Genomic DNA, 23,289 nt, shown 5'->3' on the forward strand with positions numbered 1-23,289 from the left:
CCGATTTACCTCTGAAGTTAAAGATTTTGTTGAGCATTGGATTAGACAAGAATATAGCCCAGAGCAAATAGTGGGAAAAGCAGTTTTTAGTATGCAGTAGAGATGTGTTATGAAACGGTAGGCACCTACAAAAGCAAATGCAAATACTTCCTAGTGCGTTGGCAGCAGCGTGAGCATGTGTATCGATTTTTTATTTGTGAACGAGGATGTTTGTGATTGCTTTTCTTGGTGGCTTGATGCCTATTGTTGTTTAAAGAAAGAAGGTTTATTATTTGAAAGGCGTTGTTGTGGAAACGCTAAGCATTGGGCCACAGAAAAGCAATGGACCACTTTGTTTCTGACAAATAAAAAATGATACTCTTGCTGGCTTTTTTTGCTTTTGTGGGTGCCAGAAGAAAAGTGTTCAGTGTTCAGTTTTTAGTATTCAGTAGAGATGTGTTATGAAACGGTAGGCGCCTACAAAAGCAAATGCAAATACTTCCTAGTGCGTTGGCAGTAGCGTGAGCATGTGTATCGATTTTTTATTTGTGAACGAGGATGTTTGTGATTGCTTTTCTTGGTGGCTTGATGCTAATTGTTGTTTAAAGAAGGAATGTTTAATGTTGGAAAATAGTTGTTATGGAAACGCTAAGCATTGAGCCGCAGAAACGCAATGAGCTACTTTGTTTCTGACAAATAAAAAATGATACTCTTGCTGGCTTTTTTTGCTTTTGTGGGTGCCAAAATACTGTTATGAATGCTGAATTTTAAATTATGAATGGAGCTCGTTATGAAAACGGAAGCACCTACAAAAATAAATGCAGATGCTTCCTTATTTTTTATTATCCTTGCTGTTTATTGGTTAGGCATCGGGAATTTACTCTCCATCGTCCACTCGAAAGTATTGATTTTATTTTTCAATTTTGTTAGTTCTTCGATTATTTCTTCAAACGAAGGAGAATCAACATAAATCATTTGTTCTTGCATGGTTTTGTAATCAGATTTCCAAGCTTCCATTACTTCGGGAATCGGAATAGGATTAATAGTTTGTGGTTGATGTTTGTTGTAATTAACACCACCCACCCGCGTGAATTTATGGCGGTGGTTTACGATGGTTTCATACAGGGCTGCATCTTTTAATGCTGTTATCGCAAAATCAGTTTTAGCTAGCTGAAACACATCATACAGGTGACGACTCAATCGATCCACTCTAATTTTCTCTATTGGTTTGTGGAATTCTTCGTGTAACAAAAATATTTTTTCTAAAAAGGTTCGTTCCGGATTTACTGTTGGAACGTTTATAGGTGCTTGAGCAAAATCACTTTCGGTATATTCTTCATCAACGAGTGATGCAAATGTTTGTACCGAAAAAGGTTCTCTTAATGAACGGCAACCAATTTCTACTACTATTCGGGGTTGGATATAGCCAGGAGATTCTATTACATTAGGATAATAAATTTCAATAATTCTAGGATCTTGGTCGCTGTCATTGGTTTCAACCAATTGGAATGTTACGCCTAACAGCCCTTTTTCTTGGAACTTTTTTTGCAATTCATCAAAAAAAGTTACGGCAACATACCTACTGGCTGCTTTTCTTAATTCTGTACGTTGATTTTTTGATAATTCGCCTTCAAATCCTAAAAACTTTCTGTCAATAGCAAGGTCAATATCTTCTGAAAAGCGTTCTATCAATTTCCAAGCTTTGCTTAATGAGGTTCCGCCTTTGAAAACTAAATGCTGTCCTACTTCCATTTCGAAAATAATGGATAAGGTTTGTACTACCCACCAATCTTTTTCGACTGCAAAGTCAGCCATGCCGGTTTTTTCGGATATTTGAATGTAGGCGTTTCTTTTGGTACTCTCGGGAATTACAAACCATTTATGCATTTTTGTTTGTTTTTAGTGCTTGACGCATGATTACTCTAATCCACTCTGGAGCCAACTTGATATCGTGTTCTAATCGATAGGGTTCTTCTTTGGCTAGCTGCTTCAATATAATTTCTATTTCGGTTTCTGTACTATTGTCTTTACCGATTTTTTTTAATGCTTGAATTACTAAACTACTTATTTTACCGATAGCCGAAAGGTTCTTTGGAGCTGTATTTTTGAAAAGAATTTTACGTTTACCTAAGTCAATTTTTCTGGAAGCTCCATCAGTGAGGTAGACTACATTCATTGGTACTTGGGTAGATAAGCCCAGCGCATTGAGTGCTAGTACGCCTGTAGGGACAATACGTGCTTTGTCTCTTTTAGCAATGGCCTGTGCAATAGTCTCAGTACCAGGTTTTAGTAAACCCAATATAGGGTCTTTCTCCAGACATGCATAGATGCCGCGTGCCACACGAAAAACTTCTTCTTTTTCTACCATTCTTTCTAATGCTTTAGCTACAGTCTTTGCCGAGCCAAAGGCTAAAAAGTCTTCCGTAAAAAAAAGCGAACCCCTCTTGGCTTTTTTAATTTTAGCAATCACTTTGTCATCAGTACTTTGCATGTGTTTTTTGTTTTTATTTTGTCGCAAATATACGGGATATTTGCGACAAAATTACTACTGTATATTTTTTAATTGTGACCTCACTTGATGTTTTTTTTTAATATATAATTTTTTGATAAAAAATATTTTAGCATCGTTAGTGTAGTTTTATTTTGTCACAATTAAAGCTACTATTTGTGACAAAATTCGTTTTTTATTTGAAAGAATAATAGCAAAAGCGGAACTAGATTTTTATGAATTTGTAGCGACAAAAGATGTTACTTAATTAATTGCATTTCTTGCTTACCCTTTGTAAACCTTGGTAAACAAAAGGATTAAACTCATTACATATCCCTTGCTTAGCTAAGTCCTAATGTTTTTTAAACATATAAATTGCATTTTTATCTCTTTGCTTTTCATTTATGCGATCCAATAATCCTTCCTCTTGAAAACTTATTGATGTAGGTGCGAGATGGCACCGTTTCGTTTTCGAAAAGGTATCGATTTATAACAGCATTAGAGAAGCGATGAAATAACTACTATAGCTTCGAGGTCAGGAGACCTCGAAGAGCTGGATTCTTACGTAAGTCTTTCTTCAATCAAATCTTTCCAAATTATAAATCCTTTTTTTTTGTCTGAATAGTCGTGAAGTATGCGGCTGAAATTCTCGGGTAGGTTTTCTATAAATACTTGTCTCCCTCTGTTTCTAATGATGTTAAGGTGATGGTCAATATGTTTCAATTTGTCAGGAAGTGTTCGCTTGTCATTATCAAAATGCCAAATATAAGTGGCTTCTTCTGTGTTCAGCGTTTCTAAAATAATGTGAAACCCTTCTTTTCCGGCTAAAAGAAAAACAAAGGAAAAAGGATTAAGGACAAATCGAATTTTAAGGATAGTCCTTTCGTGGCGGTCGGCTAAATATTGTAAGTGCTTTTGGTGTTTGTAGTTTTTATTCTGTAAAAAATCATTTAATAATTCACCTCCGGAATCATATAGCTTGCAATTATTTTCATTTTGTAATTGATTAATATCAAGCATATTTTCTTGACTAACTGCATTTGCTTTGCTCAAGAAAGTCTTCGTTATAAATTTAAACTTGACTCCTTCAATCAATTGGCTACTTATTTTTTCTAGGTCGTTGGATAATGCCAATTGCGAAATTAGTTTTCCGTTTTCAAATTCAGCATAAATAGCAACAACGATATTTTTAATTTTGAGTGTCTTTGAAAAATAGGGTTTCAAAACTTCAAACTCCGGTCTCATTTCAAGATTTTCAATATCAAATTCAAGTTCTATTTTCATTTCAGGTACATCGTATTTAAATACAATGCTTCCGTATCGAAATTCAAGTTTTTCAAATGCAATCTTTATTTTCTGATCAATAATGAAGGTGTTTTCTGAAACAGCAATTTCCTCTTCGGGTTCATCAAATAAGGTGGCTAGCGTATCTATTTTTCTGTAATAGGTATTTCTCTTCAGAAACATTTTGTTTAAGTAATCAATCTTGATGTCCCGATAATCATAAATAGTTGGAGCTATTTCAGATCGTTGGACTCTACCGATGTATTGAATCAATTTGCCTTCAAAAGAAAAGGGATAAACAAGAAAAAGGCAATTCGCGTTTTGCAAATCAGTTCCTTCGCCAAAGAATTGTCCGGTAGTGATTAGTACTTGATAATTTCCTTCTTTTAGTAATTTCCATTTTGAGTTTTTGGCACTTTCAGAATCTTCTCCGCTTAGAGTAATTGCTTCGTAAGACTGTTTTAAATATTGATAAAGCGAGTCAATGTGCTCTTTACGTTCGGTAATAATAACGACTTTCTTGTCCGACTTCAATTCATGGATTATATCTTGGAGAATTGCTTTGTTTCGAGTAGAATCGTGAACTAGAATTTTTGATAAAGTTTCAAATTTATCTATCTTTGAATTGAATGGCACATCAAGCTCGGTGTTTCTAATGATAATTTTCGGCCTTTTGGATGTGCTTATTTCATCTGATTTTATTTCAGCAATAACTTCGCCTAAATGAATGAAAATAAGTTTACTGTCATTGTATTTTCTAAATGGTGTTGCGGTCAATCCGTACAAATAAAAGGTTTGCAATTTTGTAATTGTATTTCTGAATGTTTCGGCAGGAATATGGTGGCACTCATCTACAATAATAGTCCCAAAGGCATTTAAAAGTTTTTCCGCATCCGGTTTTTCAAGTTCCTTTGATAAACTCTGAATCATGGCAAGGGTTATTTGCTTTCCTATTTTAGTTTTGCCTTGCCCGATTTTGCCAATATCATTTTTTGGTATTCCTAAAAAGGTTTCAATTCGTTCAATCCATTGTTCCGCAATTTGTTTACGATGCGTAATGATCAAAGCAGGTTGTCTTTTCTCCGCAATAATTTTTAGTCCTACAACCGTTTTTCCAGAACCGGGTGGAGCTACAATTACTCCTAAATCTTTCTTACCGATAGTGTCAATCACTATTTGCTGGTGTTCTCGGAGTTGTGCATTAAATAAAAAAGAAACTTCATTTTGTTTTTTTCTTTCATCACTAAAATCATATTCAATCTTGTTTTCTCTACAAAAGCGAATTATTTTTCCAATAAAACCTCTTGGAATGATTATGGCATTTTCAGTTTCTTCAACAAACTTGAAATAACGTTCGGTTCCAAAAGTATTTTTACCCATTTTCTTTTTTATTAAAAATTCCGTATTCAGAAAGTTTAATTCTTCTTTTAGAAAATTAATTAATGGGGTAGATATTGCGTTACGATTAATTTTTACAACATTGCTTAATGTTATAGTCAGCTTTCCATTGTTAGATTGTGGTAAAGTTGGAATAGCAATGTTTTGTGGTGCAATATAAATTTGGTAGAGTTTATCAAGTTCTGTTGTTGAGATTCTTTGGATATTTTTAATATAATCCCATTGATCTGAAAATGGTTGCAAATTATCAATTTCAATGAAACAACTATTTCCTTGTTCCAACGTTTTTTTATAAAATGGAAGAGCGATTAAGTTTCCAAATCCTTTTCCGGAAAGAAAATCTTGATTGGGAAACAATCTGTCAAAACTGGAACTTTTATCAAACAAAGAAAAAATTCCTGCTTGCTCTAAAATCGAAATAAAAATTTTTCTGCTTTTAATTGCCGGATAAGCTTGTTCAAAAAATATCCAAACGTGTCCGCCTTTACCTGAACGAGAACGTTCAAAGTAGGATGGAATTCTCTTTTCTTTACAAGCAGTTATAAACTTTTTGCAGTCATCTATCCAATCAACTTTGTCAAAATCTGCAACAATAAACCACGAAGTATTATCTTTTAGTAAAGGATAAATTCCGATTAGTTGTTCCCCATTTAGGTGTTTTTCAATTTCTTTATCAGTAAAAGGTAAGTATTCTTTATCTGTGTAATTTTGAAAAGTGCCACCACTCATTTTATGTGCCCGATATCTATATGGATCATAGAAGTATGCTGGCATATAGCCGCTTTTATTTCCCTTTTCCCAACGAACTGCAAATACATCTTCTCTGCCCATAAAAACAGATTTGAATAGTTCAATTTTATTTAGCGGTACTGATGGTGGCATCCATTTGGTTATTTGTCAATAATATGATTTAACTTTTCTATAGTTTCACGTTGGTTTTAATTATTCTTTTTTTTATAATTTAATCCCCTGAAGTGTCTGAGAATAAGAAATTATTCGTTGAATTATTATACTTTATTTTCATTCGACTGATTTATATGCTTGGTTTGGATGATTAGGTATATTTGGAAATAATCGTTCTAATTTACCACTTGCAACCAAAGAAGGAATAATATTGTTTTTTAGGTATTTAGGGGCTTTGTCTATTAAGTGACCTATCTCATCCAATGTTTTGTGTTCTAATTTACAAACATTAAGAATAATTTGTTCTAAATCTTCTTTCTTCATTCTTGGCTTGGCAGTAACTTGTGCTAAGGTGTCCACACTAATTGAGGTGTCCACATTATCAGAAGAAGTGTCCATATTACTGCTTGAGGTGTCAAGGTTAGGTGTCAAGGTAGTAGCAATATTAGGCGATGAGGTGTCCACATTAGCACCAGAGGTGTCAAGGTTATCCATCAGATAATGTCTGTTTAAATGGTATGTAGTCCATCTGCCTTTGTTATCAGACAACAAATATCCTTGTTTACAGAGGTCTTGAAGAATTTTAGTAATATCAGCTCGATGTTGTTCTATCATGTATTGTAATCTGCTATTCGACACTTCGCCTTCTATCTGGCAAGTTGCTAAAATAGTAAGCTCATCTTTGCCTAAAGTATCAATTTCGACACCAAACATACTGTGTAAATCTTCTAAAGTTTCTTCAGGAAGAATGCTAAACATAGGAAGCTCAAGTACCAAACGATCTGGTTGTGAATGTACTTGTAAATAAGGGCTTCTCCAATGGGCATATTCCCAACCAGCCATAATCTTGTTGACGCCACTACCTGCTTTTTCTGCACTACCAATCATTAGAAACATTTTTTGAAGGCTGGGGTTACGGCACTCGCTTATACCGCCTTGGTAATATTGGTGTAAAGAAACTAATAAGGTACCAGGATTTGAAAATTTAAAAACATCTGTTTTATGTTCAATTACCAAGTTCCCGGGTGCTGAATAATCTGCATGAATTAATGCATTGACAAATGCTTCCCGCAAGGCAATATGAGCAGGAGTTTCATCTTGACGAATCCCTTCTTTTAATTGAAATGGTTTTGGTAAACTTGAAGATAGCCGTGGCCATATTTTTAAATAAAACTGGAATAAATTAGCTTCCCAAGTACCATCTGGATAAATACGATCTGTCCATCTTATACTTGGATCTGTTGAAAGCATTTCTCTAAAATCAGGAAAGAAATTTGGAACACATTCTTTATCGGTAATACTATTTTCTTTGCCGAACATTAGTAAACCCGCTACCGTAAATCCTTCTTTCTTGGTTACTCTATCTTTTCGATACCCGCCTAATTTTTCTAAAAATTCTATATCATCAAGGGTAAGCCAAGGGTGTGTAGTTTTGGCTCCAGCAAATAATTGGCGGTATTTTTTAAGACTATTTAAGTCAATATCCTCTATAGAAAAACCCTCTAAAATGCGACTGTCAGGGTGAATGTTATTATCAGCATCGGCTAACATTCTTCTTACTTCTTCCTTGGTACATTTATAATCGCCCTCGTGGTTTCGTTTATAAGTATTTTCGAATGGATTTCGTGTCAGATATACCGGTTTTTGCGAACGTTTGGCACTTGGTATCTTAAAAACAAGCAACGTTTTACCTTCAACGGTTATTTGCTTTAAGTCATCGTCTGAGAGTAAATTGATGTTGACCGTATCCGGATTGTTTATTTTATCCCAAAATAGTTTTTTGTACTCATTGATTTTTTTGGGCTCTAAACCTTCAATTTTCAAAGTGTTTTTATATTCAGATACTCCAAAAACGACCAAGCCACCATTTGTATTTGCAAAAGCCACGTATGTTTTCCAAAAATCGGAAGGGAAACCACCTAAAGCTGCCTTGTACTATAACTCTTCGTATTCATTGTTTGGAAAATACTCATTTAATGAATTGAACAAAGGCAATCCTTGGTTATCAAATAAATCCAACTGTTTATCTTCCATCTTTAAATTTTAATGCGGTTATAAAGGTAACAACTTTTTTGTTTTTAGAATTTGAGTGGTTTCGGGATTTTAAACATTTAACTTTCTAAAATTGAAAGACTTCGGAGAGCGGAGTAATGACTATTGTAGCCATATTGGTTGCGTTCGCCATATTTGTATAAAAAAAAGACCAGAAGGCTGTTCTTACGGGAAGCGCTACTGGTACGATTGAAGCAAATATATACAGAAGTGTATTATTGTGCAAACTTTTTAATATTTAATCGTATTTAGCAACAATATCAAAGTGTTAGGAGGGGTGCTTCAACAAAAAAAAATACTTTATTATTTATTTTACCACTATCTTTTTTATATCTATTAGTGATTGCGCGAGATGTTTACTGATTAGTTATTTGGTACTGGGAATTTACTCTCCATCGTCCACTCGAAAGAATTGATTTTATTTTTCAATTTTGTTAATTCTTCAATTATTGCTTCAAATGAAGGTGGATTTTCTTCATAAATCATTTGTTCCAACATTGTTTTATAATCTGCTCTCCACGCTTCTATTATTTCAGGAATTGGAATCGGGTTTATCGTTTGTGGTTGGTGCCCATTGTAATTTACACCACCAACACGAGTAAATTTATGACGATGGTTTACGATGGTTTCATACAGGGCTGCATCTTTTACTGCTTTTACTGCAAAATCTGTTTTGGCTAACTGATACACATCATACAAGTGACGACTCAATCTATCCACTCTAATTTTTTCCAGTGGTCTGTTAAACTCTTCATGTAACAGGAAGATTTTTTCTAAAAAAGTGCGTTCCGGATTTACTGTTGGAACGTTTATAGGTGCTTGAGCAAAATCACTTTCGGTATATTCTTCATCAACGAGTGATGCAAATGTTTGTACCGAAAAAGGTTCCCTTAATGAACGGCAACCAATTTCTACGACTATTCGGGGTTGTATATAGCCAGGAGATTCTATTACATTAGGATAATAAATTTCAATAATTCTAGGATCTTGGTCGCTGTCATTGGTTTCAACCAATTGGAATGTTACGCCTAATAGCCCTTTTTCTTGAAACTTTTTTTGCAATTCATCAAAAAAAGTTACGGCAACATACCTACTGGCTGCTTTTCTTAATTCTGTACGTTGGTTTTTTGATAATTCTCCTTCAAATCCTAAAAACTTCCTGTCAATAGCAAGGTCAATATCTTCTGAAAAGCGTTCTATCAATTTCCAAGCTTTACTTAATGAGGTTCCGCCTTTAAAAACCAAATGCTGTCCTACTTCCATTTCAAAAATAATGGATAAGGTTTGTACTACCCACCAATCTTTTTCGACTGCAAAATCAGCCATACCCGAAATGTTACTTACTTGTTTGTAAATTTCTTTTTTGTCGTTTTCAGGAATATCATGAAAATTTATTTGTGCCATTTATAATGCTTTTTTCATTATTTTTTGAATCCAAACTGGTGCTAATGCGATATCGTACAATAAATGGTTTAGGTTTTCTTCTTTCAATAATTTGATAATTTTCAATTCTTCATCAAGCGTTTGCTTGTCTATTCCAATTTCTTTTAGTGCTTGAATGACTAAACTACTTATTTTGCCTTTTGCAAGTAGATTTTTTGGTGTAGTTTTTTTAAACTTTATAGTTCTTTTACCTACTACTAAAGTTCTTGGAGAACCATCTGTTAGCAATACTATTTTCATAGGTATTTGTGTACTCAAACCTAAAGCGTATAAGGCATAAGTGCCTGTTGGAACCGTTCTTGTTTTGTCTCTTTTAGCAATTGCAATTGCCACTTCTTCGGCTGATGGTAGTACTTCGCCAATATATTTATTTGTTTTTGGACGCACATAAATGCCTTGAGCGACTCTTTTTATTATTTGTTTTTCTTCAAGCCGTTGTAATGCTTTTCGGATAGCTTCAGACGAACCTAATAATCGAAAATCATCAGGGAGTAATAACGATCCTTTTGATTTTGATTTTATAGCTTTTTCTATATTACTTTCTATGCTTAGCATTTATTTTACTTTTTAATTCTGTCACAAATTTAGTAAATATTTGTGACAAAGTTTTAAAAAAATACTTCTTAAGAATTAAATTATAAAGCGAACCCCTATTGGCTTTTTTAATTGCGTCAATATATTTGTAATCAATGCTTTGTGTGTATTTTTTTATTTTATTTTGTCGCAAATATACGAGATATTTGCGACAAAATTTCATTGGATAACTGTACTAATGTTGTGAGCTGCTACAGTTGCTATTTTTTTGTGTAAGAAAGCCTTATTCAATAAGCAATGCTTCAAGTTTGTTGGTGTGACTCCAACAAAATACGGCAGACAAAAATGATACTATTGAAATATTAAAAAACGTAGTCTTTATTATTTTACTTTAATCTCAAAAATCGCTCTGCAATTAATTCTTTATACCCTAGTTTAAAATCGGCACTCAAAAAACTTTTGTCAATTAGATCCAGCCATTTATCTTTGGCTTTCTCCATTTTTTTGAATATATTTTCCTGTTGTTTTGCCTCTAAATTTAAGGTTGTAAATGCTGCTACAAAATCACTACGCTTTATTTTTTTCTTTTTAGCGTTTAGTGTCAATGCCAGATCTTCATCGTCTGCCGGATTTACGATGGCAGTGGCTACCATATCATAACCTGGTGATAATACAGGGCCTATTCCTGGCTGATTAATTAATGAGAAGTTCTTGAGGTGCATATCGGCATTTCCGGTAAGGAATGAAAATAATACTTGTTCAAAAAAATTGATTACATCCAAACCCGGGTTGGTTGAGTGTTTCAGTATGGCTTTTGCTATTTGTTCATAGGAGCCATGGTATTTGTTTTCGGTTAGTCGTTCCGTTAATTGACACATGTCTTCCATGTGCAATTTATCCTTTTTATTGCGATCTATTCTTTTGGTGATGTAGGCCAATTTGCCTGATTGCAATCGGATCAAGCTGTGCGGTACCACTTTTATTTTCGCCAGTGCTGCTAAGTGCATGGTTAGGTCTTCTACTTCGGGTAGTTGTGGGAAATTGGATGTTGGTGGTTTTAGAATGTAGCCACCCCAAAGCCCTACAATTGTAAATCGTTTGGGTTCATTTCTATTTTCACTAGGAGTGAGTTCTAAAGATAGTTTTGGTTGTACGCCTGTTACTGTCATGTGGCTTTTTACCACCTGTAATGCCAACTCTTCCATTTGAGTTTCTGTAAATGGTAATTCGGGTGGAGTAGGTACACCAAATATTTTTTTACTGCAAGAAGCATGAAAATCTATTTCGTCTTCTTTTAAGTTTTCGTAACAATATAGACATCTGCTCATACTTTTTCCTTTTCATTTATAGGATGAACACTAACCGCACCGATGCAATCTTTACAACAAGACAACAATAAACCCATCCGATCTCTTGGATTTAGTTTCCAGTTTTTTTCGGCTATGTCGAGTAGCCATCCTTCGGGAATTAAACCATCGAAAAAAGGAAATAATACTTTACTGTTAAATGGTGTTTCTTGTACGGGTAGTGTCAAACTAACCGGTTCCGGATTATTGGTTTCCAAATAGGCTGGATCGTAAATAAAATGATATCCATTTTCGTCTTGTGAAAGCCAACCCGCTGTTGTGTTGTTTATTTTGATTTCAGCCTTTATCATCTACTATAGTTTTATAGATTACTGGGACAGCTCCTACTTGATAGCCAAATAATTGCAGTACTTGGTTTACTTTATCTAAACGCACCGTTTCTTTGCCTTGTTCGAGATCACGAACAAAACGAAGTCCTACGCCTGCTTTTTCTGCCAATTCCGGTTGTGTGAGATTGGCTGCGTTTCTTTTTTCTTTGACGAATTCACTTAATTTCATAGATTTATACCTTTACGGGTATAAAAATAGTAAATTATTTTGATATTATACCTTTACGGGTATAAGAATGATGTTTTGGACTGGATTATACCTTTTCGGGTATAAAATTAGATGTGTTGCATATCTCAATATGCGATATGATCCAGAAGGCTTTAGGAGAATATATAGATTATTTAATTTACAAATTATTGTTTTAACGGCGATTACCGCCGCTACTAGTGATTTATCTAAACTTTACTGTTTGGTTTAAAGTAATAAATCAACTTTTACAATTGTGTAAATGCTCTTTGTATTTTTTTGATGACCTGTAATAAACTGAAAAATAGATAATAAACTCGATTGGTTTATTATGATATTATAGGTTTATTATATTGGTGTTTAGTAGTTTATATTGAAAAAGCACAACTGTTAGTAAAGTTTTCATTCTCATTGTATTTTACATATCCCAATTGATTGGTAATCAATTTTGTTTTACCAATGCTAAAATCTTCTACATTACAATGATGATGACCATAGATCCAATAATCTATTTCACTATTTTCTATAAATGAAGACATTTCTGTTCCAAAAGCTTCGTTTATGTCGCTATGGGCATATTTGACCGGATAGTTGATAAAAGTAGGTGGATGGTGGGTTACAACAATAGTTGGACTATTTGTTTTAGTTAGGAATGTTTCTTCCAAAAACAATCTGCTTTCCAGATGGAGTTGGTTATAATCTTCAACAGTTAGTCTTTTTTCATTTTTTAGAATTACTCGGAAATCCGAAAGGCTTTGTTCAATAATAAATTGTTTTGCTGCCGAAATATGTGACCATAAGGTTGAAAATACTAGTCTTACTCCATTGATGTTTTTTACCGTATTGTTCAGTAAAGTTACATTGTCTCTGATTTTTTCCTCAAAAGCACCACTTCTTTTGGAAATATCCGAATTATAATATTCATGATTACCAGGAATCCAATAGGTATGCTCAAAATGATTGGAAACATAATCAAAGAATTTTTGATGTTGGTGTATTTCTTTAAATAGCACAATGTCTCCCGCCAAAATAAGAATATCTCCTTTTGGAATAATCGGATTTTCCAAAACCCATTTTCGGTTGTCTATAAATTCTAAGTGCAGGTCGGAGCAATATTGGATTTTCATAGTTGATTAGAAAAATGTTGATAGTGATTTTAATACTTCTAGAAAGTTTGGATAAAATGATGTTCGTATCGATAGCCCGAAGGATTTTATGCAGATTGAATTAGTTATCAACGTTTATTGGAGAGGTCGCAGAAAGAATTTGCCACTAACCGGACGTTTATTTCACTAAGAACTAGCTCCGAAGTCAGGAGACTTCGGAGTGCGGGTTAAGCTACGCTGTAGCAATCTTATATATCATCGAACCGCTGAATTATATTTTGTGCTGTAATAACACCGTTTAACCCTGTTAAGTGTTCTATGATAACGGAAAGATTAACTTTGTCATCTTTAGTTTTATAACCTAAGCAATAAAGTAATGCTTCTGTTGTAAGTGGAATAAACCTTTTAATATCTGTGTTCCAAGTAATTTCATTTACAAAATCTTGCAAGTTTGTTTTAAATGAATTGCTAACTATAATAAATCCAATTTTTGTGAATCCATCTTTTCGTAATTTTGGACAGTAATTAGCAATGTATTCTCTTATAGCTCTATCATCGCGCCCCATGACATAACCTTCATTATAAGCTTTAGCATCAACTATAAATGCGGTATGTTCCTCTCTAAATTTAATTATTGCATCAGGATTTCTACCACTACCTTGGCCAAAAATTTCGGTTTCAAAACCTAATAATTTAAAAGTTTCTGCTACCATCTTTTCAAAATCACTTCCTTTTGCAGCAGCAGATTTATCATTACTATTTCCAAGTTCAATAAGTTTGGCTACACGTGGAATTAAATAATCATTTAAATCAAAATTAGCTTTAAAGGTAATCTCTTCTTTATTTTCAGATCCTTCTATAATTTCTATTTCCGGTTTTGCTTTTTTGTATTCTACTTTAGGTTTTCCAGTGAAGTTCCAAAAAGAATGTTCTGCTTCCCAATTACTGATATATCTACCACTGTGTTCCTCTAGAATATTTTTTACTTCTTGATTTAAATTATAGAAATATTCGTAATTTTCTTTTTGTGTTTTATGATCCTCCCAGATACCCAACTCTTTAAATCCATTAACTAACGAAGTATAAAAAACAGGCCATTTTCCAGGATTATATATCTGCCAAAAATAAGAAAGAAAATAACCAACAGAACCAGGATTTGGAGCTTTACGTTTATCAGGTGCAGATTTAAAAATTGCGTTTGCAAACTTTTCTAATTTTTCAATTTTATGTAATGCTTCTTCTAGATTTAATGGTTCCGAAATTACTTCTTTTAAAAAAACAGTTAAAGGCTCAAGGTTAGATTCGTTAGTTTTAGTAAGTTGGTTAAAAAACATTTGACCTTTCGTGGCCGTAAAACCCCAATAGTTATTACGTTTATTATAACTGTCTAAACTTGTTTTAAATTCATTTATAAAATAATCTCCTATCATAAAGATGTCAATTATATCCTTAATATCTTTAATCGAGTCAATTCTGTTTTCATCAATATCTTTGATAATATTACCTTTTGTATCAAGAACTTTTTTATTTGTTTTTTGATAATCTTCCCAAATCTCAATAATCTGTTTTTGTGTACTTTTAGAGATCATATTTATATTTTTTTTATCCAGTATTACCATTGTTTCTATTAGAGGCTTGTCATCCTATTTTTAATTTCACCCCATTCAAACATTATTTTACCGTACTCATTTATTTCACCTAACAATGATTTTGGATCTTTGTAAAAATCAGCAAGAGGCAGAGGAGTGCTTTTGATAACACAATATTTTTTTAAATAATTAGGCTCATCAAGCCAAGGTTTTCCTAAAATTGATACTGCATTATAAAATAATAATAATTGCTCATGGGCAGATAATTGTGCCCGAATTGAAGCTATGTAATTATACTTATCTTCGTATGAAAATATTTTATCATCTGCATCATCAACGTATTTGACTAATTGAAATAAATGACGAACGTAATGACTTAATTTTGACATTTGTCCATTAAATGGTATATATTTTAAATCAAGTTCAAAATATCCTGTAGGTATAGCAACTGCAATTTTTTTTCCTTTCTTTCTCTCATCTCTCCACAGGGTTTGTTGACCTTTGATAAAGGTTTCAACACTCAAAAAGAAACCTTTATATTTTGTGTCAATCATATCTAAGACTATTAAAGATGAATTTGGTCCAATACCAAAGAAAAAAATTAAATAGGATATATTGTACAATACTTCATCACTAATATTAGATTGAAGATTTAAAGGTTTATATGTTTTATCATAATAATCTTTTACGCTGTAATAAGTAAATTTTAACTCATTGAACATAGAGATAAATGATTTTCTGCCTGAAAGTGTTTGTCCAATAGAAACTTCATTCACATTGTCTCTATGTATTTGTAACATAGCATAGAACTTGTTTTCAAAGCGCTCAACTTGTAAGTCACTTTTTTGTTGTTCATTCGCTTTATATTGAACCCAAAAAGCTAAGAATGTTAATATTGTGGCAGGAATTGCAATAATTGGATTTAGCAATCCACCTATAGTATCACCAACTATACCATAATTAGGAATGTTACCTTGTTCAAAAGCAAAAGGCAACATTAAGATGCTAAAACCTAATACAGCAACAATTATGAAATAAGCGCTAAGTTTACTGCTATATTTTATTAGAATATCTTCTTTTTTTTCGTCTATGTTATTCATGCAATTTATACTCTATAAATTTTGTTTAATTATTAACATGAATATTTTTTTTAAAATTATTCATGCTACTTCTATTTCATATTCATTTTTCAAAGCCTCATAAATCCTTTCGATTTCCGCGAAATTTGGTTGTTCATTTAACTTTTGTACATCATACTCTAAACAAAATTCTATATCTTTTTGAGATAAATAGTGTTGATGAATTAATACTTCTTCAATTTGGGTACTAATATCATAACATTGTCTAATGTCTTCGTCTTGGCTTTCAATTAAAAACTTTTCGAAACATTCTTGAATAATAGGTTTAGTAAATGATTGTATTTCTTCTGCATATCGTAATATATCATTGATTTTACTTTCAAGATATTTAGTTGTTCTAAAAGGAATCAATCCATTAGCATGAGCAATTTCATTTCGATCTTTAACGAGACTCTTATATCTTCCGACTAGAGCATTTACATCCGAATGAGAAGAACATAAATATTTAAGAAGGTCAAAAATTCGACTTTCTCCTTCCGCACTAAGCATAAATGGATTGGTAACTTTATCTAATCTATCACTGAAGCCAAGTTTAATTTTATTAAAATCCTCTTCTTTTATTGATTTTACTTGCCAAATGTTAAAATATACAAAACTCATAAATAGCATGTGATAGGCCATAAAAGCAAATTGATATTTTTCATTATCATAATTGCTTTCAAACGAACTCCACAAGTACTTAATATACTCATCTTCGTTAGTATCTTTATAACGAACGGGTAAATAGTTAAATATGTATGTAGCTTCTTCCATTATTCTCCCCAAACCTTAGCAATCCTATCTTTTATCTTTTGCTCATAAATTTCTATTAACTCCTTACTAGAATTAACCAATGCTTGCTCTTTTTCGATTAAGGAAACGATTTGCTGTTGAATTTCAATCGAAGGAACTGGAATTTGATATGATTTAACATAGTCAGTTGGAACTCTTTGTAAACCACCTGTTCCGGTCATGTTTAATTTTCCTCTTTCTCTGAAACTATCTGTAATAACATTAAGATAAATCCATGTTGAAAGTATTTTATCATTCGGTCTGAGTACATAATACTCACTTGAACCGAAGCCAATTCCATTAATTAAGTTTTTAGCTACTCCTGCTTTTCCATTTTCAAAACAAGGTGTTACTTTTGCAAGTAATACATCATCTTCCTTAAAATAAGTATAACCTTTGTATACTTCACTTAAAGGCTTTACTTGATTAGCAACAAAATCGATTTGATTCTCATTCAAATCTGCCATTGGTACAAATGAAACTTCAGTATTGTCATCGAGAGTATTTATTTCTGATTTTTTAGGATTGACTATACAAATATCTTCAAATGCAACAAACTCCCAATTTGGATTAATTTCAATTCTTGGTTTATAGTTAGCCACTACCATTTTAGAACCGTCAATTATTTTTTGATAACTTTCTATTTCATTTACAATTTCTTTTTGAACTGAAAGTGGTGGTAGTGGTATTTTTAAATCTCTAATAATCTTTTGTGAAATATTGGGTTGAGCCCCCCCACCGCTTAAAGAAATTAAATAGTCTTTTTGCGATTTTATAATTAAATACAAATATTCTGGAATAGCTTTGTCATTTGGTAAAATTCCACATACCGCTTGATTTGTTGAGGCTTCAAATTTTAATATTCCAACTTGACCAGCAGTTGCTCCATACATCGCAACTAAAACTGTATTTATTGGAAACATCTTTGCTGATGATTTTTTCAAAGCTACTTCGGTTATGTAAATTTCCGCAGAATTTATATAACCTTGTGCAACTTCACCACTTCTTAACCAAGGAATTGTTCCATTATGATAAAACTCTTCTTCGTATTTTTTTAGTGGTGTTCCTCCAGATGAAGTAGTGAATATATCTCCAATAGAAACTATATCATATTTAACATTTGATAATTCTTGGCTAATTTTATACTTCTCACCACTCAAATTATAGTCGCCACTTTTCCCAATTTCAGTTTTACTTACTGCTTGTGCTAAATTGGTGTTTTCAAATGGTTTGCCTTCAATGCAATTTTCTCTAAAGGTTTTTAATGTGGCAACAGCTTCTTCTAATTGTCCGCCTTTTACAGCATTACGTTGTGAACCTAAACCATAGCCATCGTTATCTATTTTTAAAAATAAAACATCTTTAGTTTTCTTGGCTAAATCTGCATCCATCAATAAAATAGAGGTTTTTACGCCACTGTAAGGATTAAAAACACCTGCCGGCAAACTCACAATGGCATACAAATATTTATCTACCAACATTTTGCGTAACGCTTTGTAAGCAGTTCCGCTTTGAAAGATAATACCTTCGGGGACAATAATTCCAGCTCTACCTTTCGGGTTTAAATGCTCAGCTATATAATCTACAAATAATACTTCGCTGCGGTTACTGCTTATTGTGAATTTTTTATGTGGTCTAATTCCCCCTTTTGGACTCATAAAGGGTGGATTGGCTAAAACCACATCAAAGGTTTCGTCCCAACGGTCTTCACTACTCAAAGTATCATATTCAAAAATATGGGGATCAGAAAAGCCATGTAAATACAAATTCACCAAACTCAATCGAACCATATCGGGAGAAATATCATAGCCAATAAAATTTTTGATTAATTTTTTACGCTCGTCAGGTGTTAAGTTATTATTGTTCTTTTCTTTAATGTGTTTGAAAGCTGAAATCAAAAATCCTGCAGTACCACAGGCCGGGTCAAGAATCGTGTCAGTTTTACTTGGGTTTACAGCTGCTACCAAAAAATCAATAATGTGTCGAGGTGTTCTAAATTGTCCTGCATCACCTTGTGAACCCATTACAGAAAGCAAATATTCAAAAGCATCACCTAGTTTTTCACTGTGTGTATATTCGAATTCACTTATTGTTTTAAGAAACATTTTTAGGGTTTCTGGATCACGGTAAGGTAAATAGGCATTCTTAAAAATATTAGAAAATAATTCGGGAATATTTGGATTCTTCACCATTCCTTCAATTGCTTCCGAATATAGTTTCAACATTTCCGTTGCACTAACTTTTGTATCAAAAAGATTATCCCAACTATATTTTTCAAAAGGTACTACTATTTCTTTTTTCGGATCATTTGGATCCGGAATTTTATAATCTGAAAAGAATTTTGCTTTTCCACCCAATTCAATAGCTTCTTTATCCATGTCATCCATGAATTTATAGATCAGTGCTATAGTAATTTGTTCAATTTGTGATTTCGGATCTGGTAATTTTCCAACTAATATATCACGACAGTCATCAATTCTTCTCTTTGTTATGTTATCTAACATTATGTTTATTATGGGTATTATTTAATTTTGAAATTATGCAGCGAAATTTTCTAGTTTTATATAGTCCTTAATATAAACTGGAATGACCTCTCTGTATTTAGATGCTACTTCTTTAAATTGTTTAATTGTTAAAGTAGGATTAGTTTGTAAGGCTTGAAAATCTTTGTTTTCAATTATTTTTCTAATATCTTGGTCAACAATATAAGCTTTGAAGAAATATTGTAGTGCTCTAATGTTTACATCTTCTTCTGGGGGATAGATAGAAATGAATTTATCAAATTCTTCATCGAGCATTTCGTCTTTGGATTTGAATTTAGGAATAATGCCAAATATTTTTTCTACCATTTCGCGAATTGAAACTTTACGGTCTATTTTAGCTGCTTTACGTAATTTTTCCATATTGAAATATTCATTCGGTTTGTCAAGAATTTCATTTTGAATATGGCTAACTATCAGTTCCCAATTGCCTAGCTCAACATGCTTTTTAATAACATCGTCCATGATAATTCTATTTTCAAAATCACGATAAAGCATGCGATCAATCTTCATGCCATCAAGACCTATTTCTTTTTCCTCCATTACTAATAGAGGATCAATAATTTCACTAGTATATTTTTTTATTTTGGTTTCACCACCAGAATTATCAGTTTTACCGTCCCTAGTTTTTGGTAGAATTAAAACCTCGTCATAGTCGAATTTTTCTTCAAAATATTCGCAGTTGGCAAAAAAATCAAATAATTTAAAGTTCTTCTTGTCTTTTTGTATTATTTCCTCTTCGTTTAATTCATTTTTAAATTTAAATGTAAAAGTGTGTTTGCGAGTGCCTCGCCCTTTTATTTGCACAAAATCGGATGGACTAAAAACAGGACGCATTAAACAAATATTTAATAAATCAGAACAATCATATCCAGTTGTCATCATTCCAACCGTTACGCAAATACGAGTTTTACTTGATTTATACCCTTCTAGCCAATTAGTTTTTCCATTTAAATTATCATTAGAAAAGTTAATTGTCATTTGTTGAGCATCTGTAATTTGCGAAGTTACTTGAACTGCAAAATCGGAATTGTATTTGTTTGGAAATAATTTTTCAGCAAATTCGTTTAAAATTTCGGTCAATCTTCTTGCATGATTTTGGCTCACCGCAAAAATGATTGTTTTACCTATTTCGTTGGTTATTGGATCACGCAATGCTTTTTCTAAATATGTTTTGCAAAAAACAGCATTGGTTTTATCAGAAAAGAATTTTTTTTCAAAATCTCTTGAAACAAAAGTTTCCGACTCTTCACCTTCTTCCGTTTGTCTAATTATGGCATACCCCTGATCTGAAAGTAATTGTGTGGTAATTTCTGTGCGAGCATCTATCGTAATGGGGTTTCTTAAAAAATTATCTTTAACCCCTTGTAATAAAGTATATCTAAAAGTTGGTTGACCATTTTCACAACCAAAAGTGCTGTAAGTATCCCGAAGCATTCTGCGTTCAATTTCTCTCGGGTCATTTTCTCTTATTTTATCAATATCTACACCTTTCAAATAATCTTTTGGTGTAGCTGTTAATCCTAATTTATAACCATTGAAATATTCAAAAACCGCTCTCGAGTTTCCAGAAACAGAACGATGCGATTCGTCAGAAATTAATAAATCAAAATCAGTAGGAGTAAACAAATCACGATACTTATTATTAAAAAGTAATGATTGAATAGTAGTAACTACAATTTCAGCTTTATGCCAATCAGTTCTATGTTCTTTGTAAATATAAGTGGTATAATCAGGCTTTAAATAATTGGTAAAATCTTTGTAAGCTTGGTCTTCTAATTCTATCCTATCAACTAAAAATAAAACTTTTTTTGCATTTTTAGTACGTAAAAACAATTTGATAACCGCTGCAGCTGTTAGAGTTTTGCCCGTTCCAGTAGCCATCTCAAAAAGAAAACGATCTTTATCATTAGTAACAGCTTCTTGTAGTTTTTGAACAGCCTTTAACTGATAATAGCGTAAAAAGCGAAGCTTATTGTTCCAAATAAAATCAGCACTATTCTCCACTGTCCCATTCCAACTAGGCCTTTCGGCATAGTCTGGCATTTGTACAGAAGCAATATAATCAATACTAACCTCTTCACTGGCTAATTCTTCTCTGTCTGGATTCCAGTCTTTAATAGCTCCAATTTCGGTAGGAGAAGGGTATTTGTAAATGGGTTTTGGATTTCCCTTTTTTAAATCCCATAAATAATGCACAATACCATTTGATAAAATGATATATTGAGCATCCACTGCATTTGCATACTTTCTTGCCTGTTCTTTAGCTACTAGTGGATGTAAACTCTCTTTTTTGGCTTCTAAAACACAAATGGGTTTGTTATTTGTATCGACAAGTAGAAAATCGAGAGAACCACTCTTAGTTTTTTCAAAGTCATTACCCCAAGCATCTATTTCTTTTTGGGTGATTTTGACATGATTCTCTAGTAATATATTGGCATTACCATGCTCACTATCAAAGAATCGCCAACCTGCTTCAGAAAGTAGTTGGTTTATTTTGATTCTTGCGTGAGCTTCGTTTTTCATGGATTGAAATAAAATTCTTTCTAATCATCAAACATATCAAATAAATACCACTTTAACAATTATAATTTATGATAGTTTTTGTTGTTTTTACAAAGATAAAATAGGGAAAGTGCTTGTTTTACGGGCTTCCGTATTATGAAAACAATATTCTTTTTATAAGTTAAGGGCTTTTACTTAGTATTCTGATTTTTAAACAAATAAAATTATTGGTTCTGTTTAATGATATTAATGAATCGTTATTTTAAAGGTGTGTTTAAGGTTGGACTTTTATATTCTTATTATTAGCCATACGATTATCATTTACTCACGCTTTTTCTATTGTTTTTTTGGTGTTAGTTATTATGCCATTTATTTTCGTTTGTCTGTTGCCTGTTTATCATACCCTATCAAATTACACAATTCTCTCAATCTACTTCGTACTCGATTACCATACTGATTTTCGATTTCTTACGCTAAATCAAGATTAACAATAACTGAATCATAGTTTTCATGACTCTGAGGCTGTTATTCCAACTGTTTTAATTCATTTTCAATAAAGGCTTGCAACACTTCTTTGCTAGGTAGTTGCAGTAAATATTTAGATACAAACAGTTTTTCGTCCATTCCCGAAAGGGCATATTCCACTAGTTTTGTTCCTTTTTGGGTACATAACAAAATACCTATTGGCGGATTGTCATCGGGTTGTTTCATTTCTTCCCTGTAATAAGAAACATAAGTGTTGAGCTGTGATAAATGTTCGTGCTTAAACTGATCCGCTTTCAGTTCTATTAAAACATGACATTTTAAAATTCTGTGATAAAAAACTAAATCTACAAAATAGTATTCCTCATCTATAAGGATTTTCTTTTGCCGCGCTTCAAAGCAAAAGCCATTTCCGAGTTCTACAATAAATTCCTGTAAATGGTTTATCAATGCTTGTTCGAGTGTATTTTCTTCAATTAAATTGTAGCTGCCTAATTTTAGAAAATCAAAAATATAATGGGATTTTATAGAATCTATAGGGCTCGAAGGTTCTATTTTTTGCAACAATTCTTCGAATCCTGCAGCTGTACTTTGAGATAAACCGACTCTTTCAAAAGCAAGTGAATGAATTTGTTTTTTTAATTGTGCAACTGAGGGTTGCGTTTTTAAAATTAACAATTCATAAAACTGTCTTTGTGTTGGGTCTTTTATTTTGATAAGTTCAAGATAATGACTGTATGAAATTGATGTTACGGCTTTAGTGTTAAAGTTATCGTGTTTGTTTTGAGTGTTTTGTAATTCTGCGGATGGCATCCGCAAAATGTTTAGCTCGTTTAATTGCAATTTTGCGGTTGGCAACCGCAAAATGTTTTCAGCAATTAAATGAGCATATTTTTGATGGATAATACTTGCGTAAAAAGGATAAGTGGTGTAGAATAATCGACATCTGGCTAATTCAGATGCGGCTAACCCTTTTAAATTTATTGTTTTGGCTAATTTTGAAATTAGTTTATCACCATAAGTTGCCCTGTCTTCTCCATTCTGTTCAAATTCTACAATATAAAACCCAACCAGCCAATTACGAACGGTCATAGAAATATTTACTGCTTTTACCGCTTCTTGTTGTAAAACGGCGTGCGTGTGCTGAATGGATTCGGCTAAAGAATCAAAATTTATCATAACATTAGTGTCT

At 32.6% G+C, this 23,289-nt stretch carries 16 protein-coding genes and 2 pseudogenes; all 18 read right to left on the minus strand.

Going from position 1 to position 23,289, the window contains the following annotated elements:
• Positions 1-834: 834 nt before the first annotated feature.
• A complete protein-coding gene (locus FNW52_RS16040) occupies positions 835-1,866 on the minus strand; it encodes a nucleotidyl transferase AbiEii/AbiGii toxin family protein (protein WP_143378489.1) in 1,032 nt (343 codons plus the stop codon).
• A complete protein-coding gene (locus tag FNW52_RS16045) occupies positions 1,859-2,470 on the minus strand; it encodes a DUF6088 family protein (RefSeq protein WP_143378491.1) in 612 nt (203 codons plus the stop codon). Before FNW52_RS16045 ends, FNW52_RS16040 begins: the two co-directional genes overlap by 8 nt.
• A 558-nt stretch (positions 2,471-3,028) precedes the next feature.
• Positions 3,029-6,031, minus strand: coding sequence for a DEAD/DEAH box helicase (locus FNW52_RS16050; protein WP_185966011.1), 3,003 nt, complete (start codon positions 6,029-6,031; stop codon positions 3,029-3,031).
• Positions 6,032-6,169: 138 nt separating this feature from the next.
• Complete coding sequence (locus tag FNW52_RS21165) at positions 6,170-7,603, minus strand: ATP-binding protein (RefSeq protein ID WP_370511574.1); 1,434 nt, start codon at positions 7,601-7,603, stop codon at positions 6,170-6,172.
• A 33-nt stretch (positions 7,604-7,636) separates the two neighbouring features.
• Positions 7,637-7,975, minus strand: a pseudogene (locus FNW52_RS21170) (helix-turn-helix domain-containing protein); the annotation flags it as partial.
• 492 nt (positions 7,976-8,467) lie between these two features.
• Positions 8,468-9,508 (minus strand): nucleotidyl transferase AbiEii/AbiGii toxin family protein, encoded by a 1,041-nt coding sequence (locus FNW52_RS16060; RefSeq protein WP_143378492.1) that lies wholly within the window; start codon positions 9,506-9,508, stop codon positions 8,468-8,470.
• Positions 9,509-10,102 carry a DUF6088 family protein gene (locus FNW52_RS16065; protein WP_143378495.1) on the minus strand — a complete coding sequence of 198 codons (594 nt, stop codon included), beginning with the start codon at positions 10,100-10,102 and terminating at the stop codon, positions 9,509-9,511.
• Positions 10,103-10,467: 365 nt separating this feature from the next.
• Complete coding sequence (locus FNW52_RS16070) at positions 10,468-11,409, minus strand: HipA domain-containing protein (RefSeq protein WP_143378497.1); 942 nt, start codon at positions 11,407-11,409, stop codon at positions 10,468-10,470.
• Entirely contained in the window at positions 11,406-11,738 is a 333-nt protein-coding gene (locus FNW52_RS16075) for a HipA N-terminal domain-containing protein (RefSeq protein WP_143378499.1), read from the minus strand. Before FNW52_RS16075 ends, FNW52_RS16070 begins: the two co-directional genes overlap by 4 nt.
• A complete protein-coding gene (locus FNW52_RS16080; protein ID WP_143378501.1) occupies positions 11,725-11,946 on the minus strand; it encodes a helix-turn-helix transcriptional regulator in 222 nt (73 codons plus the stop codon). Before FNW52_RS16080 ends, FNW52_RS16075 begins: the two co-directional genes overlap by 14 nt.
• 386 nt (positions 11,947-12,332) lie before the next feature.
• A complete protein-coding gene (locus tag FNW52_RS16085; protein ID WP_143378503.1) occupies positions 12,333-13,091 on the minus strand; it encodes a metallophosphoesterase in 759 nt (252 codons plus the stop codon).
• A gap of 227 nt (positions 13,092-13,318) precedes the next feature.
• Complete coding sequence (locus tag FNW52_RS16090) at positions 13,319-14,659, minus strand: restriction endonuclease FokI C-terminal domain-containing protein (protein ID WP_255515618.1); 1,341 nt, start codon at positions 14,657-14,659, stop codon at positions 13,319-13,321.
• 38 nt (positions 14,660-14,697) lie between these two features.
• The gene (locus FNW52_RS16095) at positions 14,698-15,759 is read right to left on the minus strand and encodes a putative phage abortive infection protein (protein ID WP_143378505.1); all 1,062 of its coding nucleotides are present in this window, start codon (positions 15,757-15,759) and stop codon (positions 14,698-14,700) included.
• Between the two features lie 60 nt (positions 15,760-15,819).
• Positions 15,820-16,551 carry a hypothetical protein gene (locus FNW52_RS16100; RefSeq protein WP_143378506.1) on the minus strand — a complete coding sequence of 244 codons (732 nt, stop codon included), beginning with the start codon at positions 16,549-16,551 and terminating at the stop codon, positions 15,820-15,822.
• Positions 16,551-19,073 carry an N-6 DNA methylase gene (locus FNW52_RS16105; protein ID WP_143378507.1) on the minus strand — a complete coding sequence of 841 codons (2,523 nt, stop codon included), beginning with the start codon at positions 19,071-19,073 and terminating at the stop codon, positions 16,551-16,553. Before FNW52_RS16105 ends, FNW52_RS16100 begins: the two co-directional genes overlap by 1 nt.
• 33 nt (positions 19,074-19,106) lie before the next feature.
• The gene (locus tag FNW52_RS16110) at positions 19,107-21,635 is read right to left on the minus strand and encodes a DEAD/DEAH box helicase family protein (protein WP_143378508.1); all 2,529 of its coding nucleotides are present in this window, start codon (positions 21,633-21,635) and stop codon (positions 19,107-19,109) included.
• A 348-nt stretch (positions 21,636-21,983) separates the two neighbouring features.
• Positions 21,984-22,082, minus strand: a pseudogene (locus tag FNW52_RS21330) (ATPase); the annotation flags it as partial.
• 57 nt (positions 22,083-22,139) lie between these two features.
• Entirely contained in the window at positions 22,140-23,276 is a 1,137-nt protein-coding gene (locus FNW52_RS16115; RefSeq protein ID WP_221933405.1) for a YhcG family protein, read from the minus strand.
• Positions 23,277-23,289 lie beyond the last annotated feature (13 nt).

It is taken from the genome of Flavobacterium sp. ZT3R18, assembly GCF_007097385.1.
Taxonomy (GTDB): Bacteria; Bacteroidota; Bacteroidia; order Flavobacteriales; family Flavobacteriaceae; genus Flavobacterium.